This window comes from Streptomyces sp. NPDC051310, from assembly GCF_044455245.1.
Classification (GTDB): domain Bacteria; phylum Actinomycetota; class Actinomycetes; order Streptomycetales; family Streptomycetaceae; genus Streptomyces.
Genome location: NZ_JBITEO010000002.1, coordinates 248,503 through 266,200, shown reverse-complemented (window position 1 = coordinate 266,200; position 17,698 = coordinate 248,503). Strand labels below are relative to the sequence as shown.

Genomic DNA, 17,698 nt, shown 5'->3' with positions numbered 1-17,698 from the left:
GCGCGGCAGGGGCGTCAGGAGGCGGGGCGCGGGTAGACCCGGGACTGCTTGACGCTGCCGAAGGCGAAGCTCGACTCGATCGACGCGATGCCGGGGATGGCGTGGATGCGGGTGCGCACGAGCACCTCGTACGCCTCCAGGCTCTCGATGACGACCCGCAGCAGGTAGTCGCTGCTGCCCGCCATCAGGTAGCAGTCCTGGATGTGCTCGATGAGCCCGACGTGCTCCTCGAAGGCGTTGACGGCCTCGGCGGTGTGCCGCTCCAGCCGGACGCGTACGAAGACGGTGATCGGGAGCCCGAAGGCCACCTGGTCGACCATCGCCGTGTACCCGCGGATCAGTCCGGAGTCCTCCAGGCGGCGTACGCGCCGCAGGCAGGGGGAGGGGGAGAGCCGGACCCGGTCGGCGAGGTCCTGGTTGGACAGCCGCCCGTCCGCCTGGAGCTCCCGGACGATGTGCAGGTCGACAGCGTCCATGACGATGTCCTTTCTCGGCGGCTTGGCAGATTCTGCCCCGAAGGTAGGTGCCAGGGGGTGGAAGTAGCAATCGCCTGCCCTCGGCTCCGACCTAATGTTGCTCACTGCTGAGTCGGAGTCGAGGCTGGAGGGCACACGTTGGTGGCGACGAACACGAGGACCGCGACGCCGGTCCCCGCCGCTGCGGCGGCTGCCGCCCCGCCGGCGGCTCCCGCCCCGGCGGCCGGCGCGGACGCGTCCGTACCCGGAGAGGGTGCCTCCCGGGCGGCGGGGGCGGCCGGGCCGCGGTTCGCCCGGCTGTCACCGCAGGGCGTGGGGCTGGCGGCACTCCTGCTCACCGTGGCCATCTGGGCCGGGTTCGCGCTGAGCGCCCGGGCCCTGAGCGCCTCCACCCTGCTGCCCGCCGACGCCGCCTTGCTGCGGTTCGGCGTGCCGCTCGTGGTGCTGGCGCCCGCGCTGTGGCGGCGCAGGCGGCGACTGGCCGCGGTGCGCCCGGGGCCCGCCCTGAAGATCGTCTGCGGGGCCGGTGTGCCGTTCTTCCTCGCGGCGATGCACGGCGGCTCCCTCACCTCCGCGGCGTTCGTCGGGTCCATCGTCCCCGGCATGGTGCCGCTCTTCGTCTCCGCGCTCATGGTCGCGGGCGGGCGTGGCCTGCCCCGCGGCACGCAGGCCGCCGGGCTCGGCCTGATCGCCGTCGGCGTGGTCGCCCTGGTCTGGCGGTACCTCGTCCCGGTGGACACGGAGGTGCTGGCCGGAGCGGGCACCCTGCTGGTCGCCAGCGGGCTGTGGGCGCTCTACACCGTGGGTCTGCGCGAGGTGGACCTCGACCCGGTCGGGTCGATCGGTCTGCTGTGCCTGCCCTCGCTCGCCGTGATCGCGCTGCTGGTCCTGACCGGAGTGCTCCCCACCGGGATCGCACACGCCGCGGGCGGCGACATCGTGCTGTTCCTGGTGGTCCAGGGGCTCGGGGTCGGACTGTGCGCCGGTCTGCTCTACGCGTTCGCCATCCGCAGGCTCGGCCCGGAACGCAGTTCCGTCGTCGGCAGCCTCAGCCCCGTCGCCGTCGTCCTGCTCGCCGTCCCTCTGCTCGACGAGTCGCCCACCCTGCCCGTACTCGTCGGCGTACCGCTGATCACCGCCGGCGTCGCGCTCGCCAACCGACGCCCCCGACCCGAGGTTCCCACCCGTGCTTGAGCTCCTGCCCGCCCCGCCCGCCGACCCGCTGTGGGACCTGGCCGCCGCCTTCGCCGCCGACGAGCGTCCCGAGCGGCTCGACCTGGTCCTCGGTGTCTACCGCGACCACACGGGTGTCACCCCCGTGATGGCCGCCGTCCGCGAGGCCGAGATACGCCTGGCGGAACGTTCCGCCTCCAAGGAGTACCGGGGCCTGTCCGGCAACACCGCCTTCAACCGCGCCATGGTCTCCACGGTCCTGGGCACCGGCGGTCCGGCCGGCCGCGCCACCGCCGTCCAGACCGTCGCGGGCACCGGAGCGCTGCGCCTGCTGGCCGATCTGATCCGCCGGACCCGGCCCGGCACCACGGTGTGGATCAGCGACCCCGCCTACGTCAACCACCGGCCCATCCTGGAGGCGGCGGGCCTGACGGTACGGACCTACGACTGGAGCGACCCGCTGCGCGATCTGCCGGACGCCCGCCGGGACGACGTGGTCCTGCTCCAGGGCTGCTGCCACAACCCCACCGGGGTCGACCCGACCCGCGACGAGTGGGAGGCGCTGGCCGGGCTGGCCGTACGCGACGGCTGGGTGCCGTTCGTCGACCTGGCGTACCACGGCCTCGGTGACGGGCTGGAGGCGGACCTGTGGGCCACGCGGATGCTGGCGGACCGCGTCCCCGAGATGCTGATCGCCGTCAGCTGCTCCAAAAACTTCGGCCTCTACAGCGACCGCACGGGCTGCGCCGTGGTCCTCGGCCCCTCCCGCACCGCCCTGCGCAACGTCGAGACCGCCCTGCAGAACGCCGCCCGCACGCTGTACTCCATGCCGCCGGAGCACGGCGCCGCCGTCGTCACCGCCATCCTGGAGGACGACGGGCTGCGGGCCGCCTGGCGGGCCGAACTCGACGACATGCGGGCCCGGATCCAGGCCAACCGCGCCGACCTGGTCGCCCAGCTCGACTCGATGGGCCACGGGGCGCAGGCGAGCTCCCTCGCGCGGCAGAAGGGCATGTTCTCGACGCTGCCGCTGTCGGCCGACGGGATGCACGCGCTGCGCCGGCGGTTCGCCATCTACGGCACCGACTCGGGGCGCATCAACATCGCCGGCATCCCGGCCCACCGCATCCCCTGCCTCGCCCAGGGCATCGCGGCGGTGCTGGAACAGCCGACGTGCGCCGCCGTGAGCTGAGCCGATCCGCGCCGCGCTGAGCCGGGGGAGCTGAAGGGAGCGCCTCGCGGCGCAGCGCGGCGAGGGCGCGGGAAATGAGTATGTTGACATAGGTAAGGATTCATACCTATGGTGGCGGGCATGCCCACCCCCGGCGCGTCCCCGCAGGACACGGACACCGATCGCACGGCCGCCGTGCTCGCCGTCTGCCTGCCCGCGCTGAGCCGGGCCCTCGACCGCCGCGTCGCCCGCGACCTCCCGTACCCCCGCCTCCCCGAGGCGCAGCTCGCGCTGCTGCGGCTCGTCGCGGACCGCGAGGGCGTCACGGTACGGGAGTGCGCCGACGCGCTCCTGATGAAGCCCAACAACGTCAGTGCCCTGGTCTCCGCCCTCACCGAACAGGGCCTCCTGGAGCGCCGGCGGGACGCCCGCGACAAGCGGGTCGCGCACCTGCACCCGACGGACACGGCGAGGAGCCGCCTCGCCGAGGTGGGCGACCTCAAGGCCGGATACGTCGGCGAGGCACTGGAGTCCCTCACCGACGGGGAGCGCGACGCACTGGGCTCGGCCCTCGGCGCCCTCCAGTCACTGACGCGGCGGCTCCACCCGGCGACGCACTGACCCGCCCTTCCCCGTACGCCCCGGCGCGCACACCCGGCCGGGCGGGGCCGCCGCGCCGTGGAGTGCGGCCGGCAGCCCTCCGGACCACCCCGACCCGCCCGCGGTTTCCCGCACCGGGCCGTGCCTCCGCGCGCTGACGTACCCGCCGTACCTCCCCGCCTGGCGCCCCGCACGCGCGCGGCCCGTCCCCGGCCCACTCGGGATGGGCACGCCCGTGCGCCGGCAGGTCCGGCGCGGCGGCCCGCCGCCAGGACTGCGGCCCCCGCGCCCCGAACCGCCGCTCGCCCCCGTCACCCGTCGCTCGCCCCGTCACCCGCCGCAGCGGTCCGCCGCGCCGCGGCCCTTCCCGTCCGCCCCGACAAGGACACGTTCACCCATGCCCTCCCCTTCCGTGGACCACAGCCCCCCGCCCGCCACCCGCACACCGGCACCGGACCACCGGGTGCCGCGCGGCCGGCGGGCCAACCCGTGGCTCACCCTGATCGCCGTCGCCTTCGGCCTGTTCATGGTCGGCCTCGACGGCTCCGTCGTCTCCATCGCCAACCCCGAGATCGGCCGGGACTGGGCGCCTCGACCGCCGACCTGCAGTGGGTCACCAACTCCTACCTGCTGGCCCTCGCCGCGGCGCTGATCCTCGGCGGCAAACTCGGTGACCGCTTCGGCCGCCGTACGTACTACCTCGTCGGCGTCGCCGGCTTCACCCTCGCCTCCGTCGCCATCGGCCTGTGCGGGTCCATCGAGGGCGTCATCGCCTTCCGGGCCCTGCAGGGCCTCTTCGGCGCCCTGCTGATGCCCAACACGCTCGCGCTGCTGCGCGCGGTCTTCCCGCCCGGGAAGTTCGGCATGGCGGTGGGCATCTGGGCCATGGTGTCGTCCGTGTCCACCGCGCTCGGCCCCATCGTCGGCGGCCTGCTCGTCGAGCACGTCGACTGGGAGTCGGTCTTCTGGATCAACGCCCCCATCGGTGCCGCCGCCCTGGCCTTCAGCGCGTTCGTGCTCCCGCAGAGCCGGAACACCGCCGCGGCGGGTGAGAAGTTCGACCTCTCCGGCGTGGTCCTGCTCGCGGCCGGTCTGCTCGCCGTCGTCCTCGGCGTCGTCAAGGGCGAGACATGGGGCTGGACGTCGGGCGGCACGCTCGGCGCCATCGCCGCGGGCCTCGTGCTCCTGCTGCTCTTCGGCCGCCACGAGACGCGCGTGGCGCATCCGCTGCTGCCCATGCGGCTGTTCCGCAACCCGGCGCTGACCATCGGCACGGCCGTGACGGCGCTCAACTTCTTCGTCCTGCTCGGCGTGATCTTCTTCGTCATGATCTACCTGCAGAACGTCCGCGGCTTCACCCCCGTCGAAGCGGGCGTGCGCACGCTGCCGCTGAGCCTCGCCTCCGTCGTCGCCGCGCCGCTGGGCGCCGCGCTGACCGAGCGCTTCGGCGCGCGGTTCACCATGCCGCTGGGCATGCTTCTGCAGTCCGGCGCCTCCCTCGGGCTGTACACCTGGAGCGCCGACTCCTCCTACGCCGCGATGTGGCCGCCGTTCGTCGCGCTCGGCCTGGGCGTCGGCATGGTGATGGCCGCCTCCTCCGACGCGATCGTCGGGAACGCGCCGGTCGAGGACGGCGGCGTGGCGGGCGGCCTCCAGGCCACCTCCCTCCAGATCGGCGGGGCGCTGGGCACGTCGGTCCTGATCTCCCTCATCAGCAGCCGGGTCGGATCCGGCCTGACCGGCGAACTGACCGGTGCGGGCGTTCCCGCGCCGGTGGCCGCCGGGCTCGGCGAGGCCGAGGACGCGGTGGCGATGGGCATCGCGCCGGTCTCCGACGGCATGCCCGCCGGGCTGAGGGCCGCGGTCGTCGAAGGCAGCGGCCAGGCCTTCATTAACGGCGTGCACACCGCCGTCCTGGTCACCGCCGCGCTCACCGCGGCGGGCGCGGTGGTCGCCGCACTCGGCCTCCGCCGTCGCTCCGGCTGACCGCCGCCCGTTCCCGGCCTCCACCAACGGCACCGGCCGACCCCGCCCGGGGACGGCCGGCCAGCCGGTGCCAGTGCCGGTCCGCGCGCCGGCGGCACGGCACCGCGCGCCGCCGGCACCGGTGCCGGGCCACGCGCGGCCGGCACGGCACCGGCACCGGCACCGGTCGTCCGGCGGGGCGCGCCGCGTCCGCGCCTCAGTCCTTCCCGCCCCCGCCCGTGGCCCTGTCCGTCAGCATGCTGTACGACAGCTGGAGCACGTCCGCACCCGCCGTCGCCGCCAGGGCGGCCATCACGGCGCGGGTGCCCCGCGGCCACAGGGCCTGCCCTGCGGTGAACGCGGTCGCCACCCAGACGCTCATGCAGAAGGGGCACGTCAGCAGCTCGCCCGCCGCCTCGTGGCCGTCCTCCCGCGGGGACTCGCTCAGTTCGGCCGGCCCTTGCGGCCCCTGGTACGTCGTGAACGCCGCGCGCATCGGACTGGTGACCGCGCTCTTCGTCAGCAACCGGCTCAGCCGGAACGTCGCCACGGACGTGAGCGCGATGTCCCCCGGCCGGGGGCGCTCCGGAAGCGCGGAGCCGGTCAGCCGGACGGCCGCCGCCCACGCCGACGCGTACGCACCGAACGCCGTCAGTGCCGCCACGTAGCCGCCCAGCGGCCGGTCCTCCCCGCCGGAGTAGTCCCTGCGGATGCGTCGCAGCAGTTCCACCATGCTTGCCACCTTCGGTATCGGGGCCGCTCACTGGCACGTCCTGCCGCGCCGGCCTCTGTGCTCCCGGGGCCCCGGTCGACCGGAAGCGGACGGCTGCGGCGGTGAGGTCAGCCGCGCCCGTCGCGGGATCCGCCGTACGCCCCCTCCCGCAGCGAGCGCAGCCGCGCGGTCGGGCGCAGCCCGGGGAGGCTGCACCGGTAGGGGTCGTAGCCGATGGACGTCCCCGTCCAGGGCAGCAGGGGTGCCACGGTCAGCGCGGCGACCGGGCGCCAGTGCTGTCCGCGTGCGGCGACGCAGAGGTCGAGGACGATTTCGGTGTCGAGCAGGTGCTCCTGCAGGGCGTGCAGCCCTCCTCGCACGGCACGGTGCGGGGCCCGCGGCAGGGCCGCCAGCCAGCAGGTCCGCCGCCCCACCCGGTACGCGGTCAGCGTCCCGTACGGGCCCGCCAGCGGGCGGCGCCGGGGGAGGGGCACGTGGCGGAGCAGCCGCCCGCTGCCGCTGGTGGTGAGCAGCAGGTCCCACGGCCGTCCGGGACCCGCCGCGTCCTCCACCCTGAGGGCCAGGCCGAAGCCGTCCGGGAGGCTCTCCGGCAGCCCGAGCGCCCGCGACCAGCGGGCCGTCACCCGGTACGTGCCGGGCTCGTCCAGCAGCGGCACGCCCCACGCGCGGTGGGCCGAGCCGGTCACGGTCAGGACGGCGGAGCAGTTCACGCCGTCCGGGTGCAGCGCCGGCGCGCGCCGGCGGCGGGCCACGTACCGGGAGGCCGTACGGGCGAGCCTGTGGGGCGTGGACGTCGACATCATGTCGCCCCGGGTACCCGGCCGGAACGGATCCACCCACGGAAACGGCTCGGCCCCGCCACCGGGACAGGGAAGGTGGCGGGGCCGTCGCCGGTTCCGCCGGCCGGGGGGACAACCGGGCGGACCTGCGTCACGACCTCTGGTGCCCCGTTCCGGCGAGGACATGCACACCGGAACGCGCCCCGATGCACGGCCGTGCGCGCCGGGCCGCCGCGCGACCGCCCGCCCCCGCCCGGGGAACCGGCCCGCCCGCCCTCGCCGACCGCCCCGGGGGAGGCACGTGGCGCGCTTGAACGAACGTCGGGATTCCGCGGGGGAGTACTGCTGTGCAAAAGCAGGAGGTAACTGAACCAGTTCACTGAACAGCGTTGTCACAGCAGGCGCATCGCCCGGTGCATTCAGGTCCGCCGACCGTGAAAGGGGGAGGGCGTGGTCAGCGGACCACGCGGCACCGGCGGTACGGACACGACCGGTGCGCCCGCCCGGGAATCGGTGCCCCCGTGGCCCGGTGACGGTGCGCCACCCCGGTCCACGGCTCCGCGGAAAGCCACCGCCTCTCCGCCCTCCGAAGCGCTCCGGGAACGAAACGGACGACTAAACTTAACCGGTTCTGTCCCGGCTATTGTTTCGGCCCCCGCATACCCCTAGCCTCATTTCCGGTCGCCGGGCACGCCCGTCAATCCCATGGGAAAACCGCGTCGGGTCTCCTCCGCCCGGCCGGTCCGGCGCACATTTCCTCCCGCTGTTCGGTGGGAGCCGCGGAACGTCACCGAACAGCGGGGACCCACGGCCCGTCCGCCCCGTGCACCGACACGCCCGGCGGACCGCCGCGGACCACCCCCGGAGGCGGTCGGGGCGGAGCGCGGCCGGGCCGGCAGCACCGCACCCTCCATGTCAGGAAAGCCGTACGCCCCGGACCTCGCGGCCGCGGCGTGCGCGCGACCGAGTCGGGAGCACCACATGAGCAGAAAACGGGTCACCGCGGCGGGAGCGCTGCTGGCCGTCGCCGCCACCGTCCTCACCGCACCCTCCGCCGCCCACGCGGCGGTCCCGTCCGCCGCCGGCTTCCACGTCGAGGACGGCCGGCTCCTCGACGCGAACGGCAACGACTTCGTCCTCCGGGGCGTGAACCACGCGCACACCTGGTACACCGCCACGACCGACCGGGCACTGGCCGACATCAAGGCGCTGGGAGCCAACTCCGTACGCGTCGTGCTCAGCACGGGCGACCGGTGGACCAAGAACGGCACCGCGGACGTCGCGCACGTCGTCGCCCGGTGCAAGGCGAGCAGACTCGTCTGCGTCCTGGAGGCGCACGACACCACCGGATACGGGGAGCAGTCCGGCGCGGTGTCGCTGGACAAGGCGGTCGACTACTGGATCGACGTGCAGAGCGCGCTCAAGGGCCAGGAGAAGTACGTCCTGCTGAACCTCGGCAACGAGCCGCACGGCAACACCGGGCACACCGCCTGGACCGCCGACACCAGGAACGCCATCACCCGCATGCGCGCCGCCGGCTTCGAGCACACCCTCATGGTCGACGCCCCCAACTGGGGCCAGGACTGGTCCTTCACGATGAGGGACAACGCCCCCGCCGTCTTCGCCGCCGACCCGCGGCGCAACACCGTCTTCTCCGTCCACATGTACGGCGTCTACGACACCGCCGCCGAGGTGGAGGACTACCTGAACCGCTTCGCCTCCCGCCGGCTCCCCCTCGTCGTGGGCGAGTTCGGCGACGCGCACTCGGACGGCAACCCCGACGAGGACGCCATCATGGCCACCGCCCGCCGGCTGGACCTCGGATACCTGGGCTGGTCCTGGAGCGGCAACGGAGGCGGTGTCGAGTACCTCGACATGGCCACGGGCTTCGACGCCGGCCGGCTGACCCCGTGGGGGCAGCGCATCTTCAACGGCCCCGACGGCATCCGGCAGACATCCCGCGAAGCGAGCGTCTACGGCACCGGGAGCGGCGGCGACACCCGGCCGCCCACCGCCCCCGGCGCGCCCACCGCCTCGGACGTCACCTCCACCGGCGCCCGGCTGACCTGGCCCGCGTCCACCGACGACACCGCGGTCACCGCCTACGACGTCGTCCGCGTCGACGGCAGCGGCGAGACACCCGTCACCACCGCCACGGCCACCGGCACCACGCTCACCGGACTGACCCCCGCCACCGCGTACACCTTCGCCGTCTACGCCCGCGACGCCGCCGGCAACCGTTCCCCCCGCTCGGCCACCGTCGCCGTCACCACCGCCGGCGGTCCGGCCGCCGGAAGCTGTGCCGTCGCCTACCGCCTGGAGGACTGGGGCACCGGATTCAACGCCCACGTCACCCTCCACAACACCGGCAGCCAGGACATCAGGGGCTGGCAGCTCGACTTCGCCTTCCCCGGCGGGCAGACGGTGACCTCCGCCTGGAACGCCAAGGTCACCCAGCAGGGCAACCAGGTGCGGGCCACCCACGAGTCCTGGACCGCGACCATCCCGGCCGGCGGAACGGTCGGCTTCGGCCTGAGCGCCTCCTCCACGGGAGGCAACGGCGTGCCCGCCGCCTTCAGCCTCAACGGCTCCCCCTGCACCAGGAACTGAGCCGTTCCGCGCCCCGGCCACCGCGTCCGGGGGGCACCGGCGGCCTCCCCGCGGCCACACCGGCCGGCGGGAGGCCGCCGGCGCACCGCCACCACCCGCCGGCCGCGCCTCCCCGATCCCGCGCGGCCGGCCCGCACACCGAGGAGCCGGCACCATGCCGTACACCGACCTGCCCCCCGGCCATCCCGCCGCCCGTGACGAACCGCCCACGGAACCCGAGGACTTCGACGCCTTCTGGCACGAGACCCTGCGGCTCTCCCGGGAGGCGGGCGGCTCACCGAGCCTCCACCCCGTCCCGGGCTCTCCCCTGGCCACCCTCGACGCCTACGACGTACGGTTCCCCGGCTGGGGCGGCCAGCCCGTCGCCGCCTGGCTCCTCGTCCCCTCGGAGGCCGAGGGGCCCCTGCCGGCGGTGATCACGTACATCGGATACACCGGCGGGCGCGGACTGCCCACCGACCACCTGCTGTACGCGTCGGCCGGTTACGCGCACCTCGTCGTCGACAGCCGGGGCCAGGGCCACGACACACCGGACCCGCACCCGGACGCCGGGACCCAGTGGGTGCACGGCTTCATGACCAGGGGCATCCAGGACCCGCGCGACCACTACTTCCGGCGGCTCGTCGCCGACTGCGTCCGCGCGGTGGACGCGGCACGCACCCTGCCGCACGTCGACCCCGACCGCATCACCGTCCAGGGCGCCAGCCAGGGCGGCGGGCTCGCCCTCGCGGTCGCGGGCCTGGCGGGCGACCGGATCGCGGCGGCCCTCCCGGACGTTCCCTTCCTGTGCCACATCCGGCGCGGGGCCGCGACGGCGACCGAAGGGCCGTACACCGAGCTCGTCGACTACCTGCGCCACCACACCCCGGACGCCCCCGACCGGGTTTTCGCCACCCTCGGCCACTTCGACGGCGTCCACTTCGCCCGCCGGGCCACGGCCCCCGCCCTCTTCAGCGCCGGCCTGATGGACCCGGTCTGCCCGCCGTCCACCGTCCACGCGGCCTTCCAGCAGTACGCGGGCGACAAGCAGATCACCGAATGGCCCTTCGCGGACCACGCGGGGGGCAAGGGAGCCAACGCCGTCGTGCAACTGCGCTGGCTGCGCGGGCGCGGCCTCGCCCCTGCCCGGCGATGGACCCCATGACGAGGGGTGTGCCCGGCGACGGACCGCGTCCCGCCCGGGGGAGTGGTCACGCCGTGCGCGGCGGGCGGGTGCTGCCCCGCGGTACGAGCCTCCCGGGCGCCCCCCGGACGTCGCCGACGCCCTCCCCCGCGATGAGCGCCAGCAGCGACCGGGCGGCGGTCGCCCCGTAAGCGGGGATGTCCCGTGCCACGGCGGACAGGGGCGGCCGGACGACCTGGGTGAGGGGCGACTCGTCCCAGGCGACGAGCGACAGGTCGGCGGGGATGTCCAGGCCGAGTTCCTGGGCGACGGACAGCGCCGCCACCGCCATGATGTCGTTGTCGAAGACCATCGCGGTGGGGCGCCGCGCCGCGATGAGCAGGTGACGGGTGGCGCGGGCCCCCTCCTCACCGGTGTAGTCGGTGTGGACGGTCTCCGGCTCGGGCAGCCCGGCCTCCGCGCACGCCTCCCGCAGCGCGAGGTCGCGGACGGCGGTGTGCGCGAGCTCCGCGGGTCCCGCCACCCGGGCGATGCGGCGGTGGCCCAGCGCGGCGAGGTAGCGCACCGCCTCCCGTACGCTCTCGCCGTCGTCGGACCAGACGGCCGGCAGGCTTCCCGAGGTCCCGGGCGGTGCGATGGCGACGACGGGCAGGCCGAGGGCTTCGACCGCGGGGACGCGGGCGTCGTCGGAGTGCAGGTCGACCAGGAACACGCCGTCCACCCGGCGCTCCCCCCACCAGCGGCGGTAGACCTCCAGCTCCTGCTCGTGGGAGTCGGCCATCTGCAGCATCAGCGCGTAGGACTGCGCGGAGAGGACGCTCTCGATGCCGCTGACGAGCTCCATGAAGAAGGGCTCCACGCCGAGCGTGGAGGGGGGCCGGCGCACCACGAGGCCGACCGCTTGGGCGCGGGCGCCGTTGAGGGCCCGTGCGGCACTGTTGGGACGCCAGCCGAGCTCCTCCGCGATCGCCTTGATCGAGGTGCGGGTCGCGTCGGACACTCCGGGGCGGTCGTTGAGGGCGTAGGAGACGGCCACCTTGGAGACGCCGGCGTGGCGGGCGATGTCCGCGATGGTCGGCCGCTTCACGCGTCACCCCCGGGCTGTGTGCGGTTCCTCGGACGCCGTGACCCTACCGTCCGGCGCCCGCGCCCGTCGTGCCGTCGTGGTGAGGCCGGCGCGGTGGTCCCGTCGTCCCGCGGACCGGCGGGCGGGACGCTCCCGGTTCACCGGTGCGGTCGCGGGTCCGGGGTGGTGCCGTGTGCTCCTGCCGGCGGTGCGGCGTCGGGGTGGGGCCCGGAGGGCTACGGGGCCCCGCCGCGGTTCGCCGGCTGGTGCTGCCCGGTGCGCGGGGCGTCGTCGAAGATGACGCCGGGCCGGGAGGGGACCTGGTTCAGCACCCACAGGCCCACCAGGGTCACCAGGGTGAACAGCACGGTGATCAGCGCGGCGAGGACCACGCGGCGGCGGCGCTCCCGGCGCAGCCAGTCGCCGCGTGCCGCGCGGTAGGCGCTCGGTGCGGGGTGGACGTCGTCGGCCAGTGCCGCGAGGGCCTCGCGGAGCTGTCGCTCGGTGTCGGCGGCAGAGGTCGGCGAGGGGGAATCGCTCATCGTCGGGCCTCCATCGCCTGGGTGAGGGCGGCAATTCCGCGTGCGGTATGCGTCTTGACAGAACCGCACGATATACCCATCGCCTCCGCGATCTCCGACTCCTTCAGCCCGAGCCAGTGCCGCAGGACGAGCGCCTCGCGCTGCCGCGTCGGCAGTTTGCGCAGGGCGGCCACGAGCACGCGCTGGTCGTCACGGAGCAGGGCGGACGCCTCCGCGGAGGCCGCCGAGGCATCGGTGGGGACGACGGACGCGTCCGGTGTCTCCACGTGCTTCCGGACGACCTGGAGGTGGCGGATCCGCATGCGGGTGAGATTGCACACGACGGAGCGCAGGTATGCCTCCGCGGAGCTGGAATCCCGCAACTTACGCCATTTTCGGTAGATCTGGTAGTACGCCTCGGCCACGATGTTCTCCGGGTCGTCGGCACCGAGCAGGGTGGCGAGACGCAGCATCGAGGCGTAGTGGAGGTCGAACAGCCGGGACAGTCCGGCCTCCCGCTCCAGTTCGGCCAGGTCGACCAGGGGCGCCTGGGCGGCCCCGGGCGCATCGCCTTCTCCGAGCGCCCTCCGGGTGGCGGTCGACGGCAACGAGGAGATGACGTCCTGGCGGGTCCGCTTCATGGGCTGCTCGTTCCTCTCGTCGTGCGGCGCCCGGCGGCCGGGCGTTGCGGCAGGGCGGTGGTTGCGGCACCGCGGGGTGGACCGAGGCGGTCGAACACCGTGGTGAGGACCACGGCGACCGCGACATTGAGCAGGAAGGCGGCGAGGCCGGTGTAGACCTCCAGCTCCCGGCCGCCGAAGGGGAGGGGCACCACGGAGGAGAACCCGTGGCCCACGACCAGGGTGGTGCCGGCGACCATCCCCGTGCCCCATCCGGCCAGCAGGGCGCGTTCGTGCAGCCGCCGCGTCAGCAGTCCGCCGGCGACGGCGGGGAAGACCTGAAGGATCCAGACTCCTCCGAGCAGTTGAAGGTTGATGGCGTCCTGGTCGCGCAGGCCGACGGCGAAGGCCACCGCGGCGACCTTCACCACGAGCGACACCACGCGCGCGATCCGCACCTGCCGCTTCGGCGTGGCGGTCGGCTGCACGTACTCGACGTAGACGTTGCGCACGAACAGGGACGCGGCGGCGATCGACATCACGGCGGCCGGGACCAGCGCCCCCACGGCGAGCGCCCCCAGCACCAGCCCTGCCAGGAGCGCCGGCAGGAACGAGCCGACCAGCAGCGGTACGGCCTCCTCGGCGCGGCCGGGCGGCGTGTGGATGCCGGCCGCCAGGGCCGCGACGCCCAGCAGCCCGAACAGCGCGAGCACAGCGGTCCAGGCCGGCAGCGCGACCGACGCCCGGCGCAGGGTGCCCGCGCTCGACGCGGCGAAACCGGCGGTGAGGACGTGCGGGTACATCAGCAGGGCCAGCGCCGAGCCGAGGGCCAGCGTGGCGTACGCGCCCTGCTGGCGCGGGCCCGGCACCAGCGCGGCGTCCGGCGCCGCCCGCTCCGCGAGGTGCAGCGCCGCGGCGTCGAACATCGGGCCGGGACCGCCCAGCCGCCCCAGGACGAGCGCCATGACGGCGAACGCGGAGCAGAAGACCAGGACGCCCTTCAAGGCCGAGATGACGGTGGGGGACCGCAGCCCGTAGCGGTACGACGCCAGGGCCGGCACCGCGAACAGCGCGATCAGCGCCAGATCACCCGCGGGGCCGCGGGGATAGAGCCCGCTCACCGTCAGCACCGCGCGCAGTCCCACCAGTTGCAGCGCCAGATAGGGCAGCGTGGCCAGGATCCCGGTCAGGGCCACCGCGAGCGCCAGGGACGGCGAGCCGTAGCGGCCCCGGACGACGTCGGCCACCGTGATGTGGCCGTGGGCGCGGGCCATCGCCCACAGCCGGGGCAGCAGGACGAAGGCCAGCGGCCAGACGATCACCGTGTACGGCAGGGCGAAGAAGCCGGAGGCCCCGTCGCCGTACACCAGACCCGGTACGGCGGCGAAGGTGTAGGCGGTGAACACCGTGCCGCCCAGCAGCAGCCAGGTCCACAGCGTGCCCAGGGAGCGGTCGGCGAGGGCCCAGCCCTCCAGCGAGGGGAGGGTGTCGCGGGCGTGGAACCGCCGCGCCGACACCGCCCATAAGGACGTCGCGCCGACGACCGAGAGGAAGGCCGCGAGCAGCGCCTCTTCACGCATCCCCGCCCGCCCCCCGGTCGTCGACCCAACCCCCTGTTGCTTACGGGTTGCGTGAAGGTATCAACCAGAGGACAGGACGGGGACGGAAAACCGGGGAAACGGCCGGCGGACGTCACCGGCGCCGCGGCCGGGCCCGGGTGAGCAGGTGCGCGGCGAGCATGGCGAAGGCGCACCCGGGGATCCACGCGAGCTGGTACCAGTAGAAGAACGGCACTCCGGCCAGCCGTGGCCGGTCCTGGGCGTACCACGGAACCCATGACAGTGCCACGACGGGCGCGAGCAGGATGACGGCGGCGACGCCTCTGCGCCATGACCACGGCCGACGGCGCGGTACGTCCCCGAGCTGTTCCACCCGGACTCTCCTCAATCCTGTTGGTTTGTGTAAGAGTTGCCGTTGCCCGTGCGCCGGTTGACAGCACCGCAAGACCCTACCGTCCCCCCCCCAACCCGGCCGGCGCTCTCGCACACCTCGTCAGTCAGGCAAGGGACCCCCACACCACCAGAGGCAGCGACGATGACAGTAGGCCCGATGGCCGCGACGCTCATGGCCGTCATCGGCGGTTCCTCGCTGCTCGCGGTCACGGCGCGCCGGCTGCACCCCAGCAGCGACCTGCCGTCGCTCGGCGGGTGGGCGCTGGCGGACCGGAGCCTGGGCACCGGCTGGACCTGGCTGCTGCTGGGCGGCAGCATCTTCACCTCGTACACCTTCACCGCCGTGCCCGGCCTGGTGTACGGCAACGGCGCACCGGCCTTCTTCGCCCTGCCGTACACGATCATCGTCTGCCCCCTGGCGTTCGTCCTGCTGCCCCGGATGTGGGCGATGGCGCGGGAGCACGGGCACGTTACCGCCGCCGACTTCGTCCGCCGGCGGTACGACTCGGCCCCGCTGGCCCTCGTGGTCGCGCTGACCGGCATCCTCGCCACCATGCCGTACCTGGCGCTGCAACTCCTCGGCATACGCGCGGTGCTGGACGCGGCGGGCGTGCCGTCCCGGGCGGCGGCGGGTGACTGCGTGATGATCGCCATCTTCGCCGGGCTGGCCATCGCCACCTACCGGCACGGGCTGCGCGCCCCCGCCGTCATCTCCGCGCTCAAGGGCGTCGCCGTCTTCGGCTCGGCGGTGGCCGTCTGCTGGCTGGTACTGGACCGGCTGAACGGCCCCGAGGGCGTCTTCGCCGCGGCCGCCACCCGGCTGTCGGACTCGACGGCCAACGCCTCCCTGGTCCTCACCCCGGGGCAGCAGCCCGCCTTCGTCACGCTCGCGATCGGCTCGGCGCTCGCCCTGCTGATGTACCCGCACGTCCTCACCGCGGCGTTCGCCGCCTCCGACGCGGCCGTCCTGCGCCGGGTCAGCATCGCCCTGCCCCTGTGGACGGTGGTCCTGGCGCTCTTCGGCCTGCTCGGCATCGCCGCCATCGCCATGGGCGTGGACACCCCCGAGAACGGCGCCGAGGCGGCCGTTCCGATGCTGACGGCCCTGCTGATGCCCGGCCCGCTGGTGGGGCTGGTGTTCGGGGCCATCACGGTCGGCGCGCTCGTCCCGGCCGCCGTGATGTCGATCGCGGCCGCCACCTCGTTCGTCCGCAACGTCTACGTCGAATACGTCCACCCCACGGCCACCCCCAAACGGCAGGTGCGGATCGCGCGGACGGTGTCGCTCACCGCCAAGCTCGGCGCGGTCGTCTTCGTCTTCGGGCTGCGCGACCAGGACGCCATCAACCTCCAGCTGCTCGGCGGCGTCTGGATCCTCCAGATCTTCCCCGCCGTCGCCGTCGGCCTGTACACGGCGCGCCTGCGCCCCGCCGCGCTGCTGGCCGGCTGGAGCGCGGGGATGCTCCTCGGTACCGCCCTGGTGGTACGCGGCGGCTTCTCCGCCGTCGTACCGCTCGGCATCCCCGGCTCGGCGGGCGTCTACGTGGGACTGGTCGCCCTGCTGCTCAACCTCGTCATCGCCCTGTTCCTCACTTTCCTGGCCGAGGCCCGGGAGCGGTGGCCCGGCGCCGCTTCGCCGTCACCACGGCCGTAGTCAGCAGCAGCGCCAGAGCGGACAGTTCGACGGCCGCGCCCGCGGCGGTGAGCGTCGTGCTCGAACCGTGCTCCAGGGCCAGACCGCCCAGCACGCCGCCCATCGCCAGGCCCAGGTAGGACGAGGAGCCGTTCAGCGACAGGGCGACGGTCGGCTCGGGGATGTCCAGTCCGGCGATCGCGTGGTTCTGCGCCGGGGGCAGCGCCCACGACGCGACGCTGACGACGCACAGCAGCAGCGCGAAGACCCCCGCGGTGACCCAGGACCCGCGCCCGTCCGCCAGGGTGAGCAGCACCAGGGCGGCCAGCCCGCCGAACAGCACGGCGACGGCCCCGTTGTAGGCGCGCCGGCCGCCGAACCGGTCCGCTGCCCGCCCCCCGACCGCGCTGCCGGCGAGCGCGGCGAGACCCGACACCAGCAGGAAGGCGCTCACCCCGGCCGCCCCCACGCCGGTGACGTCCTCGGCGAGCGGAGCCACGTACACCATGACGGTGAACTCGCCCGCGCACGCCAGGGCGTTCGCCAGCAGGGCGATGAGCACCTGCGGGTGCGCGGCCGACCGCAGCCGCTGCCCCAGGGTCACCGCCGCCGGAGCCGCCACCCGCGGCACGGCCTTCGCCAGCACCGCCACCGCGACCGTGGCCAGCACCGCCACCAGCACCAGGGTGGCCCGCCAGTCGCCGACGGCACCGATCAGGGTGCCGAGCGGCACGCCCAGCGCGGTGGCCGCGGACATCCCGCCCGCGACCATGGCGAGCCCCCGGCCCCGCCAGCGCTGCGGCGTGACGCTCACCGTGATCACCATGGCGCAGGGCAGGTAGAGCCCCGCCCCCACGGCCGCCAGCACCCGGGACGCCAGCAGCACCGGGTAGTTCGGGGCCACGGCCCCCAGCACGTTCGCGGCGATGAACACCGTCAGGGCCACCAGCAGCAGCCGCCTGCGGTCGAACCCGGCCGTGACCGTGGCCAGGACCGGTGCCCCGACGGCGTAGACCAGCGCGAAGACACTGATCAACTGGCCCGTCGTCGCCGGGGAGACGCTCAGATCGGAGGCGATCCGGTTCAGCAGCCCGCTGATGACGAGGCTGTCCGTACCGATGGCGAAGGCGCCGACGGCCAGCGCCGACAGCAGCAACCGGTCCGGCCCGCCCCCGTCCTCGGCGGCCGGGTCCTGGATCTCCTCGGCGGTTTCTCCGGCGGTCATGACAGCCGCACTGCTCCCTGTTCGTCCGGCCGCGGCCGGTGGTGGACGGTG

At 74.4% G+C, this 17,698-nt stretch carries 15 protein-coding genes and 1 pseudogene; 7 read left to right on the top strand and 9 right to left on the bottom strand.

Going from position 1 to position 17,698, the window contains the following annotated elements:
* Positions 1-14: 14 nt before the first annotated feature.
* Positions 15-476, bottom strand: coding sequence for an Lrp/AsnC family transcriptional regulator (locus ACIA79_RS04035; protein ID WP_399426566.1), 462 nt, complete (start codon positions 474-476; stop codon positions 15-17).
* Positions 477-617: 141 nt separating this feature from the next.
* On the opposite strand from ACIA79_RS04035, the gene ACIA79_RS04030 reads away from it, so the two are divergent.
* From ACIA79_RS04030 to ACIA79_RS04015, 4 genes and pseudogenes are all read left to right on the top strand, one after another.
* Positions 618-1,670: a DMT family transporter gene (locus ACIA79_RS04030; protein WP_399426565.1), complete on the top strand. Its 1,053-nt coding sequence runs from the start codon at positions 618-620 to the stop codon at positions 1,668-1,670.
* Positions 1,663-2,841 carry an aromatic amino acid transaminase gene (locus tag ACIA79_RS04025; protein WP_399426564.1) on the top strand — a complete coding sequence of 393 codons (1,179 nt, stop codon included), beginning with the start codon at positions 1,663-1,665 and terminating at the stop codon, positions 2,839-2,841. Before ACIA79_RS04030 ends, ACIA79_RS04025 begins: the two co-directional genes overlap by 8 nt.
* Before the next feature lie 120 nt (positions 2,842-2,961).
* The gene (locus ACIA79_RS04020) at positions 2,962-3,441 is read left to right on the top strand and encodes a MarR family winged helix-turn-helix transcriptional regulator (RefSeq protein WP_399426563.1); all 480 of its coding nucleotides are present in this window, start codon (positions 2,962-2,964) and stop codon (positions 3,439-3,441) included.
* A gap of 376 nt (positions 3,442-3,817) precedes the next feature.
* Positions 3,818-5,406, top strand: a pseudogene (locus ACIA79_RS04015) (MFS transporter).
* A gap of 196 nt (positions 5,407-5,602) precedes the next feature.
* Here ACIA79_RS04015 and ACIA79_RS04010 read toward each other — a convergent pair.
* A complete protein-coding gene (locus ACIA79_RS04010) occupies positions 5,603-6,118 on the bottom strand; it encodes a DUF1360 domain-containing protein (RefSeq protein WP_399426562.1) in 516 nt (171 codons plus the stop codon).
* 107 nt (positions 6,119-6,225) lie between these two features.
* Positions 6,226-6,921, bottom strand: a complete 696-nt coding sequence (locus ACIA79_RS04005) for a phosphodiesterase (protein WP_399426561.1) — start codon at positions 6,919-6,921, stop codon at positions 6,226-6,228.
* A 957-nt stretch (positions 6,922-7,878) separates the two neighbouring features.
* On the opposite strand from ACIA79_RS04005, the gene ACIA79_RS04000 reads away from it, so the two are divergent.
* Both ACIA79_RS04000 and ACIA79_RS03995 read left to right on the top strand, forming a co-directional pair.
* Positions 7,879-9,507 carry a cellulase family glycosylhydrolase gene (locus ACIA79_RS04000; RefSeq protein ID WP_399426560.1) on the top strand — a complete coding sequence of 543 codons (1,629 nt, stop codon included), beginning with the start codon at positions 7,879-7,881 and terminating at the stop codon, positions 9,505-9,507.
* Between the two features lie 154 nt (positions 9,508-9,661).
* Positions 9,662-10,651 carry an acetylxylan esterase gene (locus ACIA79_RS03995; protein ID WP_399426559.1) on the top strand — a complete coding sequence of 330 codons (990 nt, stop codon included), beginning with the start codon at positions 9,662-9,664 and terminating at the stop codon, positions 10,649-10,651.
* 46 nt (positions 10,652-10,697) lie between these two features.
* On the opposite strand, the gene ACIA79_RS03990 is transcribed toward ACIA79_RS03995, so the two are convergent.
* The 5 genes from ACIA79_RS03990 to ACIA79_RS03970 form a co-directional block, all read right to left on the bottom strand.
* Positions 10,698-11,717 carry a LacI family DNA-binding transcriptional regulator gene (locus ACIA79_RS03990; RefSeq protein WP_399426558.1) on the bottom strand — a complete coding sequence of 340 codons (1,020 nt, stop codon included), beginning with the start codon at positions 11,715-11,717 and terminating at the stop codon, positions 10,698-10,700.
* A 215-nt stretch (positions 11,718-11,932) separates the two neighbouring features.
* The gene (locus tag ACIA79_RS03985) at positions 11,933-12,238 is read right to left on the bottom strand and encodes a hypothetical protein (protein WP_399426557.1); all 306 of its coding nucleotides are present in this window, start codon (positions 12,236-12,238) and stop codon (positions 11,933-11,935) included.
* Complete coding sequence (locus ACIA79_RS03980; RefSeq protein ID WP_399426556.1) at positions 12,235-12,858, bottom strand: RNA polymerase sigma factor; 624 nt, start codon at positions 12,856-12,858, stop codon at positions 12,235-12,237. The genes ACIA79_RS03985 and ACIA79_RS03980 overlap by 4 nt, the downstream gene beginning before the upstream one ends.
* Positions 12,855-14,417 carry a sodium:solute symporter gene (locus ACIA79_RS03975; protein WP_399426555.1) on the bottom strand — a complete coding sequence of 521 codons (1,563 nt, stop codon included), beginning with the start codon at positions 14,415-14,417 and terminating at the stop codon, positions 12,855-12,857. Before ACIA79_RS03975 ends, ACIA79_RS03980 begins: the two co-directional genes overlap by 4 nt.
* 112 nt (positions 14,418-14,529) lie before the next feature.
* Positions 14,530-14,769, bottom strand: a complete 240-nt coding sequence (locus tag ACIA79_RS03970) for a DUF3311 domain-containing protein (protein WP_399426554.1) — start codon at positions 14,767-14,769, stop codon at positions 14,530-14,532.
* Positions 14,770-14,931: 162 nt separating this feature from the next.
* On the opposite strand from ACIA79_RS03970, the gene ACIA79_RS03965 reads away from it, so the two are divergent.
* Positions 14,932-16,443, top strand: a complete 1,512-nt coding sequence (locus ACIA79_RS03965; protein WP_399426553.1) for a sodium:solute symporter — start codon at positions 14,932-14,934, stop codon at positions 16,441-16,443.
* Here the strand turns inward: ACIA79_RS03965 and ACIA79_RS03960 are convergent.
* Positions 16,379-17,647, bottom strand: a complete 1,269-nt coding sequence (locus ACIA79_RS03960) for an MFS transporter (RefSeq protein ID WP_399426552.1) — start codon at positions 17,645-17,647, stop codon at positions 16,379-16,381. The two genes, ACIA79_RS03965 and ACIA79_RS03960, sit on opposite strands and share 65 nt — an antisense overlap.
* Between the last annotated feature and the right edge of the window lie 51 nt (positions 17,648-17,698).

What these genes read in the sequence shown, in the direction of transcription:
- ACIA79_RS04035 (WP_399426566.1), bottom strand. Translation starts at nt 476, where the DNA reads ATGGACGCTGTCGACCTGCACATCGTCCGGGAGCTCCAGGCGGACGGG.
- ACIA79_RS04020 (WP_399426563.1), top strand. Translation starts at nt 2,962, where the DNA reads ATGCCCACCCCCGGCGCGTCCCCGCAGGACACGGACACCGATCGCACG.
- ACIA79_RS04010 (WP_399426562.1), bottom strand. Translation starts at nt 6,118, where the DNA reads ATGGTGGAACTGCTGCGACGCATCCGCAGGGACTACTCCGGCGGGGAG.
- ACIA79_RS04005 (WP_399426561.1), bottom strand. Translation starts at nt 6,921, where the DNA reads ATGATGTCGACGTCCACGCCCCACAGGCTCGCCCGTACGGCCTCCCGG.
- ACIA79_RS04000 (WP_399426560.1), top strand. Translation starts at nt 7,879, where the DNA reads ATGAGCAGAAAACGGGTCACCGCGGCGGGAGCGCTGCTGGCCGTCGCC.
- ACIA79_RS03995 (WP_399426559.1), top strand. Translation starts at nt 9,662, where the DNA reads ATGCCGTACACCGACCTGCCCCCCGGCCATCCCGCCGCCCGTGACGAA.
- ACIA79_RS03985 (WP_399426557.1), bottom strand. Translation starts at nt 12,238, where the DNA reads ATGAGCGATTCCCCCTCGCCGACCTCTGCCGCCGACACCGAGCGACAG.
- ACIA79_RS03980 (WP_399426556.1), bottom strand. Translation starts at nt 12,858, where the DNA reads ATGAAGCGGACCCGCCAGGACGTCATCTCCTCGTTGCCGTCGACCGCC.
- ACIA79_RS03975 (WP_399426555.1), bottom strand. Translation starts at nt 14,417, where the DNA reads ATGCGTGAAGAGGCGCTGCTCGCGGCCTTCCTCTCGGTCGTCGGCGCG.
- ACIA79_RS03965 (WP_399426553.1), top strand. Translation starts at nt 14,932, where the DNA reads ATGACAGTAGGCCCGATGGCCGCGACGCTCATGGCCGTCATCGGCGGT.
- ACIA79_RS03960 (WP_399426552.1), bottom strand. Translation starts at nt 17,647, where the DNA reads ATGACCGCCGGAGAAACCGCCGAGGAGATCCAGGACCCGGCCGCCGAG.